At 70.9% G+C, this 13,149-nt stretch carries 16 protein-coding genes and 1 pseudogene; 9 read left to right on the top strand and 8 right to left on the bottom strand.

Annotated features, from left to right (window positions below; translation table 11 throughout):
- Positions 1-7: 7 nt before the first annotated feature.
- Together E6U81_RS24520 and E6U81_RS24515 are read right to left on the bottom strand one after the other, a co-directional pair.
- Positions 8-871: a universal stress protein gene (locus E6U81_RS24520; RefSeq protein WP_136232246.1), complete on the bottom strand. Its 864-nt coding sequence runs from the start codon at positions 869-871 to the stop codon at positions 8-10.
- On the bottom strand, positions 868-1,776 hold the full coding sequence (locus tag E6U81_RS24515) for a universal stress protein (protein ID WP_136232245.1): 909 nt from the start codon (positions 1,774-1,776) through the stop codon (positions 868-870). Before E6U81_RS24515 ends, E6U81_RS24520 begins: the two co-directional genes overlap by 4 nt.
- A gap of 191 nt (positions 1,777-1,967) precedes the next feature.
- On the opposite strand from E6U81_RS24515, the gene E6U81_RS24510 reads away from it, so the two are divergent.
- From E6U81_RS24510 to E6U81_RS24485, 6 genes are all read left to right on the top strand, one after another.
- Positions 1,968-2,636 carry a CBS domain-containing protein gene (locus E6U81_RS24510; RefSeq protein WP_168714725.1) on the top strand — a complete coding sequence of 223 codons (669 nt, stop codon included), beginning with the start codon at positions 1,968-1,970 and terminating at the stop codon, positions 2,634-2,636.
- Positions 2,637-2,669: 33 nt separating this feature from the next.
- Positions 2,670-3,539: a universal stress protein gene (locus E6U81_RS24505; protein ID WP_136232244.1), complete on the top strand. Its 870-nt coding sequence runs from the start codon at positions 2,670-2,672 to the stop codon at positions 3,537-3,539.
- Between the two features lie 113 nt (positions 3,540-3,652).
- On the top strand, positions 3,653-4,255 hold the full coding sequence (locus E6U81_RS24500; RefSeq protein ID WP_136232243.1) for a CBS domain-containing protein: 603 nt from the start codon (positions 3,653-3,655) through the stop codon (positions 4,253-4,255).
- A gap of 13 nt (positions 4,256-4,268) precedes the next feature.
- On the top strand, positions 4,269-4,865 hold the full coding sequence (locus tag E6U81_RS24495) for a CBS domain-containing protein (protein ID WP_136232242.1): 597 nt from the start codon (positions 4,269-4,271) through the stop codon (positions 4,863-4,865).
- Positions 4,866-4,981: 116 nt separating this feature from the next.
- Complete coding sequence (locus E6U81_RS24490) at positions 4,982-5,860, top strand: universal stress protein (RefSeq protein WP_206310012.1); 879 nt, start codon at positions 4,982-4,984, stop codon at positions 5,858-5,860.
- Positions 5,861-5,884: 24 nt separating this feature from the next.
- Positions 5,885-6,877 carry a nitroreductase family protein gene (locus tag E6U81_RS24485; RefSeq protein ID WP_240803994.1) on the top strand — a complete coding sequence of 331 codons (993 nt, stop codon included), beginning with the start codon at positions 5,885-5,887 and terminating at the stop codon, positions 6,875-6,877.
- A gap of 326 nt (positions 6,878-7,203) precedes the next feature.
- Here E6U81_RS24485 and E6U81_RS41190 read toward each other — a convergent pair.
- From E6U81_RS41190 to E6U81_RS24465, 4 genes and pseudogenes are all read right to left on the bottom strand, one after another.
- Positions 7,204-7,410 (bottom strand): annotated as a pseudogene (locus tag E6U81_RS41190) (Na+/H+ antiporter NhaA); the annotation flags it as partial.
- 7 nt (positions 7,411-7,417) lie between these two features.
- The gene (locus E6U81_RS41185; protein WP_240803993.1) at positions 7,418-7,594 is read right to left on the bottom strand and encodes a hypothetical protein; all 177 of its coding nucleotides are present in this window, start codon (positions 7,592-7,594) and stop codon (positions 7,418-7,420) included.
- A 208-nt stretch (positions 7,595-7,802) separates the two neighbouring features.
- Positions 7,803-9,023, bottom strand: a complete 1,221-nt coding sequence (locus E6U81_RS24470; protein WP_136232240.1) for an MFS transporter — start codon at positions 9,021-9,023, stop codon at positions 7,803-7,805.
- Between the two features lie 5 nt (positions 9,024-9,028).
- Positions 9,029-10,396, bottom strand: a complete 1,368-nt coding sequence (locus E6U81_RS24465) for an FAD-dependent oxidoreductase (protein WP_136232239.1) — start codon at positions 10,394-10,396, stop codon at positions 9,029-9,031.
- 114 nt (positions 10,397-10,510) lie between these two features.
- Between E6U81_RS24465 and E6U81_RS24460 the strand changes: the two genes are divergently transcribed.
- The 3 genes from E6U81_RS24460 to E6U81_RS39985 are packed head-to-tail and all read left to right on the top strand — an operon-like array spanning position 10,511 to position 11,574.
- On the top strand, positions 10,511-10,876 hold the full coding sequence (locus E6U81_RS24460) for a metalloregulator ArsR/SmtB family transcription factor (RefSeq protein ID WP_136232238.1): 366 nt from the start codon (positions 10,511-10,513) through the stop codon (positions 10,874-10,876).
- Positions 10,873-11,367, top strand: a complete 495-nt coding sequence (locus tag E6U81_RS24455) for a GNAT family N-acetyltransferase (protein ID WP_136232237.1) — start codon at positions 10,873-10,875, stop codon at positions 11,365-11,367. The genes E6U81_RS24460 and E6U81_RS24455 overlap by 4 nt, the downstream gene beginning before the upstream one ends.
- 54 nt (positions 11,368-11,421) lie before the next feature.
- Entirely contained in the window at positions 11,422-11,574 is a 153-nt protein-coding gene (locus E6U81_RS39985) for a hypothetical protein (protein ID WP_168714724.1), read from the top strand.
- Positions 11,575-11,626: 52 nt separating this feature from the next.
- On the opposite strand, the gene arsB is transcribed toward E6U81_RS39985, so the two are convergent.
- Both arsB and E6U81_RS24445 read right to left on the bottom strand, forming a co-directional pair.
- Positions 11,627-12,772 carry an ACR3 family arsenite efflux transporter gene (gene arsB / locus E6U81_RS24450; RefSeq protein WP_240803992.1) on the bottom strand — a complete coding sequence of 382 codons (1,146 nt, stop codon included), beginning with the start codon at positions 12,770-12,772 and terminating at the stop codon, positions 11,627-11,629.
- Positions 12,769-13,077, bottom strand: a complete 309-nt coding sequence (locus tag E6U81_RS24445) for a metalloregulator ArsR/SmtB family transcription factor (protein WP_136232236.1) — start codon at positions 13,075-13,077, stop codon at positions 12,769-12,771. Before E6U81_RS24445 ends, arsB begins: the two co-directional genes overlap by 4 nt.
- Positions 13,078-13,149 lie beyond the last annotated feature (72 nt).

Below are 13,149 nucleotides of genomic sequence, written 5' to 3'. Positions count from 1 at the left end.
GGCGGGCTCAGCCGGTGGGGACGGTGATCACCGGGCAGTGCGCACGGTGCAGCAGGCCGTGGACCACGGATCCGATCCTCATGCCGGTGTATCCGCCGCGGCCGCGGCGGCCCACGACTACGGCCAGCGCGTGCTCGGCGGCCCGGGCCAGTTCCTCGACCGGGTGGCCGGTGAGGACCTCATGCGTCACGTGCACGTCCGGGTACTTTTCCGACAGGCCGGCGGTGGCCTCGGAGAGCAAGGTGCGCTGGGCCTGCAGCGCTACCTCCTCGTCGTCCAGCATGACGAGCGGCGGCTGCCACACGCAGACGACCCGCAGCGCAGCCCCCCGGAGGTCGGCCTCGTCGAAGGCGAAGGCCAGCGCGCCAGTGGCGGACGCGCTGCCGTCGATACCCGCGACGACGTAGGGCGGCTGCTGGCTGATGTGCTCGGCGTCGCCCACGACGACGACCGGGCAATCGGCCTGGGCGGTGACGGGGACCACGAGCGAACCGGCACTGAAGAACTCGGCGGTGCGGCTCAGGTGCCGGGATCCGAGGACGATCATGCGGGCGTCCCGCGCCGCACGGCCCAGGACGGGAGCCGGGAAACCGCTGAGCAGATCACCGGTGACGCTCACCTCGGGATGGCGGTCACGGACCCAGTTGCACGCTTGTCCGAGTCGGTCGGATCCGGCCTGTCGCAGGGCCGTCTGGCCGGGGGTGTCATCGACGTGATGGGTGTCGTGCTGGGGCGGTACCGCGAGCACCAGGCGCAGCGGGAGACGGCGCCGTAGCGCCTCGTCGGCGGCCCACGCCAGGGCAGTGTGCCAGTCCCGGCCCGGGTCGATGCCCACGACGATGTCATGGAGTCCTGTCTGGCGGCTGGTCATGACTGGCTCCCGAAGTCGCTGCCGGTCCGGGGGATGAGGAGGACGGGGCAGTGGGAGTGGTGCAGCAGGCTGTGCGTGGCCTTGCCCAGGTTGGGGGCGAGCCCGAGGGGCCCTGGAACCCGGCGGCCGCCCATGACGAGCAGGTCTGCGTGACGGGACGCCTCGACCAGGACGCCGGCCACGGAGATGCTCTTCTCCGCATCGGCCTGCACGTCCAGGTCGGGGAACTCGCCGCGGACCACGTCCGCGACGGCCCGCAGTGTCTCCGCGTGCCCGCCCGCGATCTCGTCGACGCCGTCGAGCATGCTGACCACCTCACCCACGGACTGGAGCACGTTCCACACGTGCAGCAGCCGCAGCGAGGCCTTGTGCAGCTCCGCCTCCTTGGCGGCGTACCGGGCGGCCAGGAGGTCGTGCTCATCGCGGATCGCCGCGAGGACCGTGCCGGTCTCCTCGGCCCCGTCGATGCCTCGGACGACGATGACGGGCGTCATGGCGATGGCCGCGGTGTCCAGTCCGACCGAGCCGAGCATGAGGGAGTTGAACCCGCCCAGGCCGCGGTTGCCCACCACGACCGTGCCGTGGAGCCCGCCGGCCCGGTGCAGACTGTCAACGGCGCCCGCGCGGCTGAATTCGGTGGTCACGGTCAGCCCGGGGTACTCGGCCGACACAGCCTTCGCCGTGTCGTCCAGGAGCGCCCGACCGTTGACGCGTACCCGTTCGATGGTCTCCGCCGACAGGTACAAGGCCCTGCCGTCGGTGTCGGCGCCGTAGACGATGTGAAGGGGACGGTCACGGCGCACAGCTTCCTTGGCCGCCCACAGGGCGGCGGCGCGCGCCGGCTCCGAGCCGTCCACGCCGACGATGACCGAGCTGGTGTCCGGAGTGCGGAATGTGCTTTCCACGATTCCTCCCAACCGAGAGCCGCTGAGGGACACCCCTCACCCTGGCACCCTCGACGCCCTGGGAAGAGGGCCGCCCGGGACCCCGGGCGGGGCCGTTCGGCCCTCGCTCACCAGCGGTCACCGGCGGATGGTTGGGGGCACACCCACACCGAACATCAGCCTCGCGTGACACGGCGGAACAGGAGGGCCTCATGAAGCGCCTCAAGGTGGCGGACCTGATGACGGACGAGGTCGTCTCCGTGGCCCCGGGTACCGCCTTCAAGGACGTCGCGAAGCTCCTCGCCCAGTACGACATCTCCGGAGTCCCTGTCCTGGACGACGAGGATCGTGTGGTGGGCGTCGTCTCGCAGACGGACCTACTCGCCCACACGATGTCGGGCTCCCATTCCGCCGGGCGGAGCAGCACGGCAGCTGGGCCGCCGTCCGCGGGCGGGGTCATGTCCGCGCCCGCGGTCACCGTCCATGCCGAAGAGACAGCGGCTGACGCCGCGCGGCTGATGACCCGCCGGAATATCGAACGCCTCCCCGTCGTGGATGTGGAGGACCGGCTCGTCGGCATCGTCACCCGCCGGGACCTGCTCCGCATGTTCCTGCGCCCGGACTCCGAGATACGCCGGCGTGCCACCGACGACGTCCTCACGGACGTGCTCGGTGTGCCGGCCGGTGACGTCGACGTCCACGTGGTGGACGGCATCGTCACCCTGGACGGCCAGGTCGAGCGCCGCAGTCAGCTCCCGGCCCTTCTCAGCCTCGTCGAACGGCTCGACGGGGTCGTCGCGGTGGCATCTCGTGTCACCGCCCGCACCGACGACACGGCAAGCACGCACGCGGACCATGCCCGGCACGCAATGCCCTGGTGATGAGCGCCGGATCGCACGAAAGGAAGGGGAGCAATGAAGAACCACGTGAGCGTCGGAGTCGACGGCTCTGCCGAGAGCCGGGCAGCAGCACGCTGGGCCGCGCAGGAAGCCGCCCTGAGGCAGGTGCCGCTACGTCTCGTGCACGCCGTCGACTGGCCCCTGGACCCGGTGTTCCCCGGACTGGGCCGCGAGGACGTGGACCGCTGGGCGGACCAGGCCCTGACCGAAGCTGCGCAGGAGCTGCACGGGCGCCACCCGAACTTGGAGATCACGACCCGCTGCCTGACAGCACGGCCGGCCGCCGCCCTCGCGGCCGAGGCCGCCGACGCCGGGCTGCTCGTTCTGGGATCGCGGGGCCTGGGCGGCCTGGGCGGATTCATCGTCGGCTCGGTGGCGCTGTCCACAGCGGTCGCGACCGACACGCCGGTCGTCCTCGTGCGCGTCGCCGACGACCAGGACGGCCCGGGCACGGACTCCAGCGCCGAGGTCGTCGTGGGTGTCGACATCCACGAAGCGTGCGACCGGGTACTCGCCTTCGCTTTCGAAGAGGCGGCACTGCGCGACTGCCCGCTGCGGGCCGTCCACGGCTGGAAGATGCCGGCCGCCTACAGCTACGTCCCGTTCTTCGACCCGGACAACGAACGGGACATCGGCAGGAGCGTCACACACATGGTGGAGGACACGCTGCTGCCCTGGCGGCACAAGTTCCCCGGCGTGAACGTCAGCCACGACGTCTTCATGGGATCGGCGGGCGAGCATCTCGTCCGGGCCGCGCAGGGCGCGCAACTCGTCGTCGTGGGACGCCATGTGCGCCGCTCGGCCCTCGGCGCGCACCTGGGCTCGGTCGCCCACGCGGTCCTGCACCAGGCAGCAGCCCCCGTGGCCGTCATCGCCCACGACTGAAGGAGCGGTACCGGGGCCGAAACCCGCCTCGAACCCTCCGGACGGCACTACCCACGGCCGGGTCGCCCTTCGGACCATCTCGAGTACCGGCCGGTTCATCGAGGAGGAAGGCCATGAAGCACCTGCGCAGCGTCGAGGACGTCATGACACACGCCGTGATCTCCGTCGACCAAGGAACCGCGTTCAAGGACATCGTGGAAGCGCTGCGGATGTGGAACGTCAGCGCGCTCCCCGTCCTGGCACAAGACGGACAGGTGGTCGGCGTCGTCTCCGAAGCCGACCTGCTGCTCAAGCCCCAAGGAACCGACACGGCCCACGACACCACGGCCGAGCAGCTGATGACCCGCCCGGCAGTGACCGTCACGAAGGACGCCCCCATCCCCGCCGCGGCGCGTCTGATGGCCCGCGGGCACCTCAAGCGCCTTCCCGTGGTCGACGGCGACGGCCGCCTCGTCGGCGTCGTCAGCCGCGGCGACCTGCTCAAGGTCTTCCTGCGGCCGGACGAGGACATCGGTGTCGAGATCCGCGAACTGATCACGTACCAGCTGATCCCGCACGGTTCCGCCGAAGTACACGTCCACGTCGCCAACGGCATCGTCTACCTCAACGGATCGCTGCCTGACCCCGCCATGGAAGACGTCGTCGTACGCGCCGCCGGCACCGTACCGGGCGTCGTCGACGTCAAGACGGATTTCACCGTCCCCGTCTCCGCATGAGGGCATCACCGCCATGAGGCACCGTAGCGTCGCGGACCTGATGACGCCCACCGCCGTCACCGTCCGGCGCACGACCGCATTCAGGGAGATCGCCAGGCTCCTGAAAGAGTTCGACATCACCGCCATGCCCGTGATCGACGAAACCGGGCACCCGGTCGGCGTCGTCTCCGAAGCCGACCTTCTCCGCCGGCGGCCCGCCGGTGGTGCGGCAACCGCCGAGGAGCTGATGACGAGCCCGGCCGTCACAGCCCGACCCGAGTGGAGCGTGGTCCGCGCGGCCCGGGTCATGCAGCGCCACCGGGTCAAGCGGCTGCCGGTCGTCGATGAGGAAGGCCGCGTGGTCGGCGTCCTCAGTCGTAGCGATCTGATCCAGCTCTTCCTCCGCCGCGACCACGCGATACAGGAAGAGATCCTCGAGGACGTCCTCACCCGGACTCTCCACCTGGCTCCTTCGGCCATCACCGTCGAAGTCGACGACGGCCTGGTGACGCTCAGCGGCACCATGCCGCGGCCCGGGCTGCTGCCCGTGGTGGTGCGTCTTTGCCAGAGCGTCGACGGGGTCGTCGACGTCGACAACAGACTGACCTGCGCCGAGGCCGAGCCGAGCTGAGCTGAGTGGGCAAGCAGGGGCCGGTCGGTCCCCGGATGGGCCGCTCGGTCCTTCCCAGGGCAGGACGAGCGGACGAGGCTGAGAGAAGCCGACCATACGACCCCGGGAGGAACACCATGTCGAACCGGATCACGGTAGGTCTGGACGGATCGGGCGCCGACACCGCCGCAGCCGACTGGGCCGCCCACGAGGCCGAACTGCGCGGCGCGGCGCTGGAACTCGTCCACGCGGAGGACTGGGCCCAGTACGGTCCCTTCGCCGTGCCGCTCCCCGAACCGCGTGAACAGTGGGCGGAGGAGCTCCTTTCGCGCACACGGGACCGGCTGCTGCGCGAACACCCCACCCTCGGCATCAGCACCCACGGCACCAAAGGGCTCGCGGCCTCCAAGGTCCTCGCCTCGTCCGCAGCCGAGGCGGACCTGCTCGTGCTCGGCTCACGCGGTCTCGGCACCGTCGCCGGGTTCATCGTGGGGTCGACCGGCTCGGCGACCATCCCCGAGACCGACACGCCCGTCGTCCTCGTGCGCTCCGTCGACGGCCAAGACAGTCCGCCCAGGCACGCAGGTGATGCCGGACCGGTGGTGCTCGGAGTGGACCTGCGCAGCAACTGCGACCGGCTCCTCGCTTTCGCCTGCGAGGAAGCGGACCGGCGGGCCTGCCCGCTCGTCGTCGTACACGGCTGGTCGCTCCCGCCGGTCTTCTCCTACGCTCCCGTCCTCGACCCCGGCGTCGAGAAGGAGATGGCCGACGGACTCGACACCACGCTCAGCGAGCTGCTGCGCCCCTGGGAGAAGAAGTACCCGCGGCTCGCCCTCGATGCCCGCATCGTCATCGGCCAGCCCGCCATCCAGATCCTGGACGCCGCGTCCGGCGCGGCACTCGTCGTGGTCGGCCGGCGAATCCGCCGTCCGGCACTCGGCGCCCGCATCGGCCCCATCACCCACGCGGTGATGCACCACGCCACCTCACCGGTCGCCGTCGTGGCGCACGACTGAGGCCGCACAGACAGGACCAGTCCCGTGACCGCAACACACCTCGACCCCGACACCGTCTTCCAGCTCGTCGGCGACGCCGTCACCGCCCCGTCCATGCACAACGCCCAGCCATGGAAGTTCGTATTCCATGCCGGCAGCGGCGCTCTCGCCCTGTACGGCGATCCGGAACGCGCGATGACGCGGACCGACCCGAACCACCGCAGCCTCCACCTCGGTTGCGCCGCAGCGCTGTTCAACCTGCGCGTGTCCGCGGCCTGGATCGGTCTCCCGGTCCGCATCCAGCTCTTGCCCGACGACGACGAACCATGGCTGTTCGCCACGGTGACCATCGACGAAACTGCGGGCGCGGACCGCGAGCTCGCCTCCCTGCACGACGCCGTCCGGCGTCGGCACACCAGCCGGTACCCCTTCAGCGAGGAGCCGGTGCCGACCGCACTGCTCGACGGTCTGTGGGCCGCCGCCCACTTGGAAGGCTGCCGCCTCACCGTCCCGGACACCTGGCACATCGACACCGTGCTCGGGTTGGTACGGGACGCAGAACACCGCGAGGAGATCGATCCGCTCGCCCGGGCGGATACCGCGGCCTGGGCCTCCCCCACGCAGGACGCTTCGGGCACGCGTAGTGCCGGCATTCCCGCCGCCGCGTTCGGACCGAAGGCTTCTGGCGGCCGCACACCCGTACGTGACTTCGGCTGGGCCAACCCGATACCGGATCGCGGCTGGGCCGTGTTCGAGAAGCGGCCGCAACTGGCGCTGCTGAGCACCCCGGGGGACACGAGAGCCGACTGGCTGCGCGCCGGCCAGGCAATGGAGCGGATCCTTCTGCAGGCCACTGCCGACGGCCTCGCCACGTCGATGACGTCACATCCCCTGGAATGGCCGGAGTTGCGCTGGACGGTTCGCGACCCGGTCGCGGCCATGGGACACGTGCACATGGTCTTCCGCCTCGGCTACGGCCCCGCAGGCCCCGACACGCCCCGCCGCCCGTTGACCGAGGTCCTGGAAATCCGGGAGTAGACACCACCAGCGCCTACCGCGGTTCAGTTCTTCCCGAGGGTGGCGGCGTGGCCGGGTACGGCGGTCTGCAGCTCCTTGGACGGACGCTCGCAGCCCGTGGACCGCGGCCTCGGCGGCAAGGTCAGCGACGGTACCGCCATGTACGCCAGGCCGGGAATGGGGGGAGCCGCGTAGATGGCGAGGCTGTCCCGCCTCGGGCGCACACCAGTGTTGGCCGAGCGCGCAGGCGAGCCAACGGCCATCGCCAGTCCGGCGGGCAGCAGGGTGAGCAAGCTGTCGGCTACTGGGCCAGGACGGGCAGTGGTGCCCTCGGCAGCCGTGTCGTGCTGGTGGACATCGGGGATGCCGTCGTTGTCGGCGTCAGTGTTCTCCGCCTCGTACAGCCGCCGGTAGACGGTGTTGCGCCGACGCAGCAGGACGGCTGCAAGGACCGCGGCGATCAGCGAGGCGACGAGCACGGCGGCCTTGACGTGCTCGCCGGTCCGGCCGCCGGGGAAGGCGAGTTCCCCGATGAGGAGGGCGACGGTGAAGCCGGGGTTATCAGTCCTGGAGTAAGGCGCAACACCATGCAGCGATGGCGGCGAGCACGAGTGCGGCGGCCGCGTAGAGCTCGGGCCGCTCGGCGGGCATCGGGTAGAAGGCAGCGCCCGCGATCGCGAGGATCGCGCCCCTCTCCAGCAGGGGCGAGGCCGGACAGCGAGCGGGGTGGCGGGTCATCGCGGGTCAGGACCCGGCAGGCGAGGCGTGGTGCAGGCGCGTACGGAGCGTTTCGGCGTGTGGCCGGCTGAGCCCGGAGTTTGTCGACCTGTTGGGTGGCGGCCTGCTCGTACTCGCGCATGCGCCGTAGCAGGGCCTCGCGCTCGCCGTGTCGAGGCCGGGCACGGCTGAACCTGCTCTGCACCGAGCAGCCCGGCGGAGCACGGGGTCATGTGGGCAGGCGGGGCGGGCGGGTTCCGAGGCTGGTGACGGCAGCCACGGCGGAGAGAGCGGCGAGGAGTACGAACAGGGCGGGGTAGCCGCCGAGCGGTGCCGCGAGGGCGGCGCCGGCGAAGGGGGCGAGGGCGGCAGCGGTGTGGGTTGGTGCGGCAAGGAGACCGGAGAGACGGCCGTAGTGGGTGGTGCCCCAGCGGTCGGTGACGGCAGTGGCCTGGAGGAGGGTGAGGTTGCCGCGGACTGTTCCCGCGACCACGGCGAGTGCGACCAGGAGTGCGTAGGGCCCGGCGATGACCCCGAGAGCGGCGGTGGTGAGGCCGCCGAGTCCGACCAGTGCGGTGGTTCGGGCGGTCTCGCCGGTGCGGCGGGCCAGGGTGGCGTAGAGGGTGCGGCCGAGTGTCTGTCCGGCGCCGCCGAGTCCGAGGGCCCAGGCGGCTTGGGAGGTGGTGTATCCGCGTTCGAGCAGGAGGGGAACGAGTCCCATCACGACGGCGTACATCGCGAACCCGGAGAGGGTGAAGGTGGCGGCCAGCATCCCGAACGCCCTGCTCCGCACCACGGAATCTCTGCCGTCGGCGGCATGGGCGGGGCCTTTGGCGGCGGGCGGCCAGGGCGCTTTGAGTGCGAGGGCGTGGGCGGGGATCGTAACGAGGGCGAGGATCGCGGCGAGCGCGGTGTAGGTGGCGCGCCAGGACATGTGGTCGGCGAGGACGGCGGTCAGGGGTGCGTAGAGCGTGGAGGCGAGACCGCCTGCGAGGGTGACGATGGTCAGGGCGTGGATGTTGTCGGGAGCCCACCAGCGGGTGAGGGCGGCGAAGGCGGGCTGGTAGAAGGTGGCGGCCATCGCCGCTCCGGCCAGCAGCCACCCTGCGGAGAAGACGGCGACGTTGGGGGCGGCTGCCACGGTGAGCAGGCTGAGCACGCCGAGGACGGAGCCGGCGGTCATGACGAGGCGGGGGCCGCGGTGGTCCAGGACGCGGCCGACGTAGATGCCGGTGAGGGCGGAGACGAGGAGGGCGGCGGAGAACGCGGCGGTGGTGGCGCCCGCGCTCCAGCCGGTGTCGGCGGTGATGGCGGGGTTCAGGACGGGGAAGGCGTAGTAGAGGATGCCCCAGCTGGTGATCTGGGTGACGCACAGGGCGGGCAGTGCGGCGCGCGGCCGCGACCGGACCCCCGTCCCGGTCGCGGCCACGCCGGCCTCGGTGTGCGGCATGGTGTTCAGCAGCCGCCGGAAGAGGGGGCGGGGGCGCCGACGGTGAGGGTCGCGGGCGCCGCGCAGCAGCCGCCGCCGCTGGTCTCTTCGGCGGCCGCGGGCTGGTCGAAGAGGCCGGCGCCGCCGCAGACTCCGGTCTCGGGGAGGGTGAGTTCGACGCGTTCGGCGGCTTCCTGGTCGCCGGCGAGGTGTGCGGCGATGGAGCGGACCTGCTCGTAGCCGGTCATGGCGAGGAAGGTGGGGGCGCGGCCGTAGGACTTCATGCCGACGAGGTAGACGCCCTGTTCGGGGTGGGACAGTTCGTTCACGCCGTGCGGGTAGACGGTGCCGCACGAGTGCTGGTTCGGATCGATCAGCGGCGCGAGCTCGACCGGTGCCTGGAGGCGCTCGTCCAGGCCCAGGCGCAGCTCGGAGACGAAGGACAGGTCGGGGCGCAGGCCGGTCAGGACGATGACCTCGTCGACCGCGTCGAGGCGGCGGCCGTCCTCGGCGACCAGGATCAGGCGGCCGTCGCTGTCGCGCTGGATGGCGTCGGTGCGGAAGCCGGTGACGGCGTCGGCGTAGCCGTTGTCGACGGCGGCCTTCGCGGCCAGGCCGAGGGCTCCGCGGGCGGGGAGCTGGTCGGCGCTGCCGCCGCCGAAGGTGGAGCCGGAGATACCGCGGCGCAGGATCCAGGTGGCATGTGTGCCGGTGGCGTCCTCGGCCTTGGCGAGGTCGGCGAGGTAGGCCAGCGCGGTGAAGGCGGAGGCGCCCGAGCCGATGACGGCGATGCGCTTGCCCGCGTACCGGGCCCGGGTGGCCGGGTTCTTGAGGTCGGGGATGCGGTAGGAGATCCGGTCGCCGGCAGCCTTCTCGCCGAGGGCGGGCAGGCCGTCGCCGCCGATGGGGCTCGGGGTGGACCAGGTGCCGGAGGCGTCGATGACGGCGGAGGCCAGGATGCGTTCCTCGGTGCCGTTCGCGTTCGCGAAGCGCACGGTGAAGGGCTGCTGCTCGCGGTCGGCGTCCACGATCCGGTCGCGGCCGAGGCGGGAGACGCCGGTGACGGTGGCGCCGTAGCGGACCCTTTCCCCGAGGACGTCAGCGAGGGGCTGGAGGTAGAGAGCGGCCCAGTCGGCGCCGGAGGGGTACGTCGCGCCGTCGGGTGCCGTCCAGCCGGTAGGAGCCAGAAGCTTCTCGGCGGCCGGGTCCACGAGCTCGGACCAGGTGGAGAACAGCCGAACGTGACCCCATTCGCGTACCGCGGTGGCGGCGGCCGCTCCGGCTTCCAGGACCAGGGGCTTGACGCCGCGCCCGGTGAGGTGGGCTGCGGCCGCAAGGCCGGCGGGGCCCGCTCCGATCACGGCGACGGGCAGGGCTTCGGTGGATGCGTTCACGACGGGCTCCCCTATTGATTCGACGTCTGTCGATGTCCTGACGTCTCAAGGATGCACTTGACATCGACGTTGGTCAACATAGACATCTGTCGAAGTTCAAAGGATGATGGGGGCATGTCCACTGTGAAGGTGTTGCCGCTGCTGGAGCCGGAGGCCGTGGCCCCGTGCTGCCCACCCCTGACCGAGCGCCCACTGACGGCCGAGGAGTCCGAACGGACCGCCCTGATGTTCAAGGCCCTCGGCGACCCGGTACGCCTGCGCCTGTTCTCCGCCGTCGCCTCCCACGAGGGCGGTGAGGCGTGCGTGTGCGACATCTCCGACGTCGGCGTCTCCCAGCCCACCGTCTCCCACCACCTGAAGAAGCTCCGCGAGGCGGGCCTGCTCTCCTCCGAACGGCGCGGGACCTGGGTGTACTACCGGGTCGAACCGACCGTCCTCGCGGCCATGGGTCAGCTCCTCACCCGCGCGGCCACCGCGTGAGCATCACCATCACGCCGCTGACCGACGGGCACGCTGACGAGGTCCTGGCGATCTACCAGGCGGGTATCGACGAGGGCAACGCCACCTTCGAGACCACCGCCCCGACCTGGGCCGAGTTCGACGCGGCGAGGCTGCCTGAGCACCGCTTCGCCGCGCTCGACACCGACGGCAAGTTGCTCGGCTGGGTTGCCGCCACCCGGGTCTCCGACCGTTGCGCGTACGCGGGCGTTGTCGAGCACTCCGTCTACGTCCACCCCGGCGCCCGGGGCCGCGGTGTCGCCGGGCAGCTCCTGGCGGCGCTGGTGGAGTCGACCGAGGCCGCGGGGATCTGGACGATCCAGTCCGGGATCTTCCCCGAGAACGCCGCCAGCCTCGCCGTCCACGCGCGGGCCGGATTCCGGGTCATCGGCATCCGCGAGCGCATCGGCCGCCATCGCGGCGCCTGGCGGGACGTGGTCCTGCTGGAGCGCCGCAGCCCAGGGGTCGGCTGATCGTGTATCGAGCGTTCGCGCCCGGGTGTCGGCGGCGGGGGCGATGATGCGTGGATGGCCATCGACATCGCGTGGGCGCGCACCGAACTCGCGCAACATCGTGAGGCGGCCCAGCGAGCCGACGTTGCGCTCGTGCGTGAAGCAGAGGTTCGCGAGCGCCTGGGTGACAACGCGCCCCAGATCAGCGCCTCAGCGATGCACCCGTGAGTCTGGGACGGCGCGAAAGCCCTATGGCAGAGCGGGCACTTTCGTGAGGCTGTCACTGCTGCCGCGCGGAAGCTGAACGCCGAAGCCCAGAACAGGGTCGGCCGGCCGCAGCGGCACCGGCGGCGTCCGTGAATCTCCCGCGCCAAGCCAGCGACACGTACACCAGCGCGACCAGGACGGGGACCTCGATGAGGGGGCCGACGACTCCGGACAGGGCCTGCCCGCTGGTGACGCCGAAGGTGGCGATGGCAACCGCGATGGCCAGCTCGAAGTTGTTGCCCGCCGCGGTGAACGCGAGCGTCGCGGTGCGGTCGTAGTGGAGACCGATGGCCTTGCCGAGGGCGAAGGTGCCGAACCACATCACCGCGAAGTAGACGAGTAGCGGGAGCGCGATCCGGGCGACGTCGAGCGGCTGGGAGGTGATGGTCGCGCCCTGGAGGGCGAAGAGGATGACGATCGTGAAGAGCAGCCCGTAGAGGGCGAAGGGGCCGATCTGCGGCAGGACCCTCGCCTCGTAGGTCTCGCGGCCCAGCTTCTTCTCGCCGATGCGTCGGGTCAGGAACCCCGCCAGCAGCGGGACGCCGAGGAAGATGACCACGTTGAGGGCGATCTTCCACATGGAGATGTCGAGGTGCTCTCCGTCGCCGAGACCGAGCCAACCGGGCAGCAGGTCGAGGTAGAACCAGCCCAGGACGCCGAAGGCCAGGACCTGGAAGACCGAGTTCAGGGCGACCAGGACGGCGGCGGCCTCTCGGTCGCCGCAAGCGAGGTCGTTCCAGATGATGACCATGGCGATGCAGCGGGCGAGGCCGACGATGATCAGGCCGGTCCGGTACTCGGGCAGGTCCGCGAGGAAGATCCAGGCCAGGACGAACATCAGGGCGGGGCCGAGGATCCAGTTGATGACCAGTGAGGAGATCATCAGCCTGCGGTCGCCGGTGACAGCGTCGAGCTTGTCGTAGCGGACCTTCGCCAGCACCGGGTACATCATGACGAGCAGGCCGACGGCGATCGGCAGGGAGATCCCGCCGATCTCCACCTTGGCGAGCGCGTCGTTCAGGCCGGGGATCAGCCGCCCGAGCCCGAGCCCGAGGCCCATGGCGATCAGGATCCAGACCGCGAGGAAGCGGTCCAGGGTCGAGAGCTTCCGGACGACCGAGACGTCTTCGGTCGCCGCGGGAGCTTGGGTGGGGGTCACGGACAGGCCCTCTTGTTCTCGGCAGCGGTGCGTGCGGAGGCGGCCAGGTCGGCGAACTGGCCGGCGAGCTGGGCGATGACGTCCGGGCGCAGCTTGTAGTAGACGTAGCGGCCGCACGGCTCGGTGTCCACGAGCCCGGCCTCCCTGAGCACCTTCAGATGGTTGGAGAGGTTGGTCTGCTTGGCACCGGTCTCCTCCACGAGGTGCGTGGTGCACAGCGTCTCGCGGGCGAGCAGGGTCACGATCTGGAGCCTGAGGGGGTCTGCGAGGACCCGGATCAGGTCAGCGTCGACTGACGTCATCATGGACTGATACTTTCACATCAGTGGTGACTGACACCACCGGGTCCTGATGTCATTGTCGGCTGATGCCCGCCT

The organism is Streptomyces sp. A0592, assembly GCF_004795115.1.
Classification (GTDB): domain Bacteria; phylum Actinomycetota; class Actinomycetes; order Streptomycetales; family Streptomycetaceae; genus Streptomyces; species Streptomyces erythrochromogenes.
Note: the sequence above shows the minus strand (reverse complement) of the source record. Positions and strands in the feature narration are given on the sequence as shown.

Coding starts and splice junctions, on each gene's coding strand:
- E6U81_RS24520 (WP_136232246.1), bottom strand. CDS start 871: ATGACCAGCCGCCAGACAGGACTCCATGACATCGTCGTGGGCATCGAC.
- E6U81_RS24510 (WP_168714725.1), top strand. CDS start 1,968: ATGAAGCGCCTCAAGGTGGCGGACCTGATGACGGACGAGGTCGTCTCC.
- E6U81_RS24505 (WP_136232244.1), top strand. CDS start 2,670: ATGAAGAACCACGTGAGCGTCGGAGTCGACGGCTCTGCCGAGAGCCGG.
- E6U81_RS24500 (WP_136232243.1), top strand. CDS start 3,653: ATGAAGCACCTGCGCAGCGTCGAGGACGTCATGACACACGCCGTGATC.
- E6U81_RS24495 (WP_136232242.1), top strand. CDS start 4,269: ATGAGGCACCGTAGCGTCGCGGACCTGATGACGCCCACCGCCGTCACC.
- E6U81_RS24490 (WP_206310012.1), top strand. CDS start 4,982: ATGTCGAACCGGATCACGGTAGGTCTGGACGGATCGGGCGCCGACACC.
- E6U81_RS41185 (WP_240803993.1), bottom strand. CDS start 7,594: ATGACCCGCCACCCCGCTCGCTGTCCGGCCTCGCCCCTGCTGGAGAGG.
- E6U81_RS24470 (WP_136232240.1), bottom strand. CDS start 9,023: ATGCCGCACACCGAGGCCGGCGTGGCCGCGACCGGGACGGGGGTCCGG.
- E6U81_RS24460 (WP_136232238.1), top strand. CDS start 10,511: ATGTCCACTGTGAAGGTGTTGCCGCTGCTGGAGCCGGAGGCCGTGGCC.
- E6U81_RS39985 (WP_168714724.1), top strand. CDS start 11,422: ATGGCCATCGACATCGCGTGGGCGCGCACCGAACTCGCGCAACATCGT.
- E6U81_RS24445 (WP_136232236.1), bottom strand. CDS start 13,077: ATGATGACGTCAGTCGACGCTGACCTGATCCGGGTCCTCGCAGACCCC.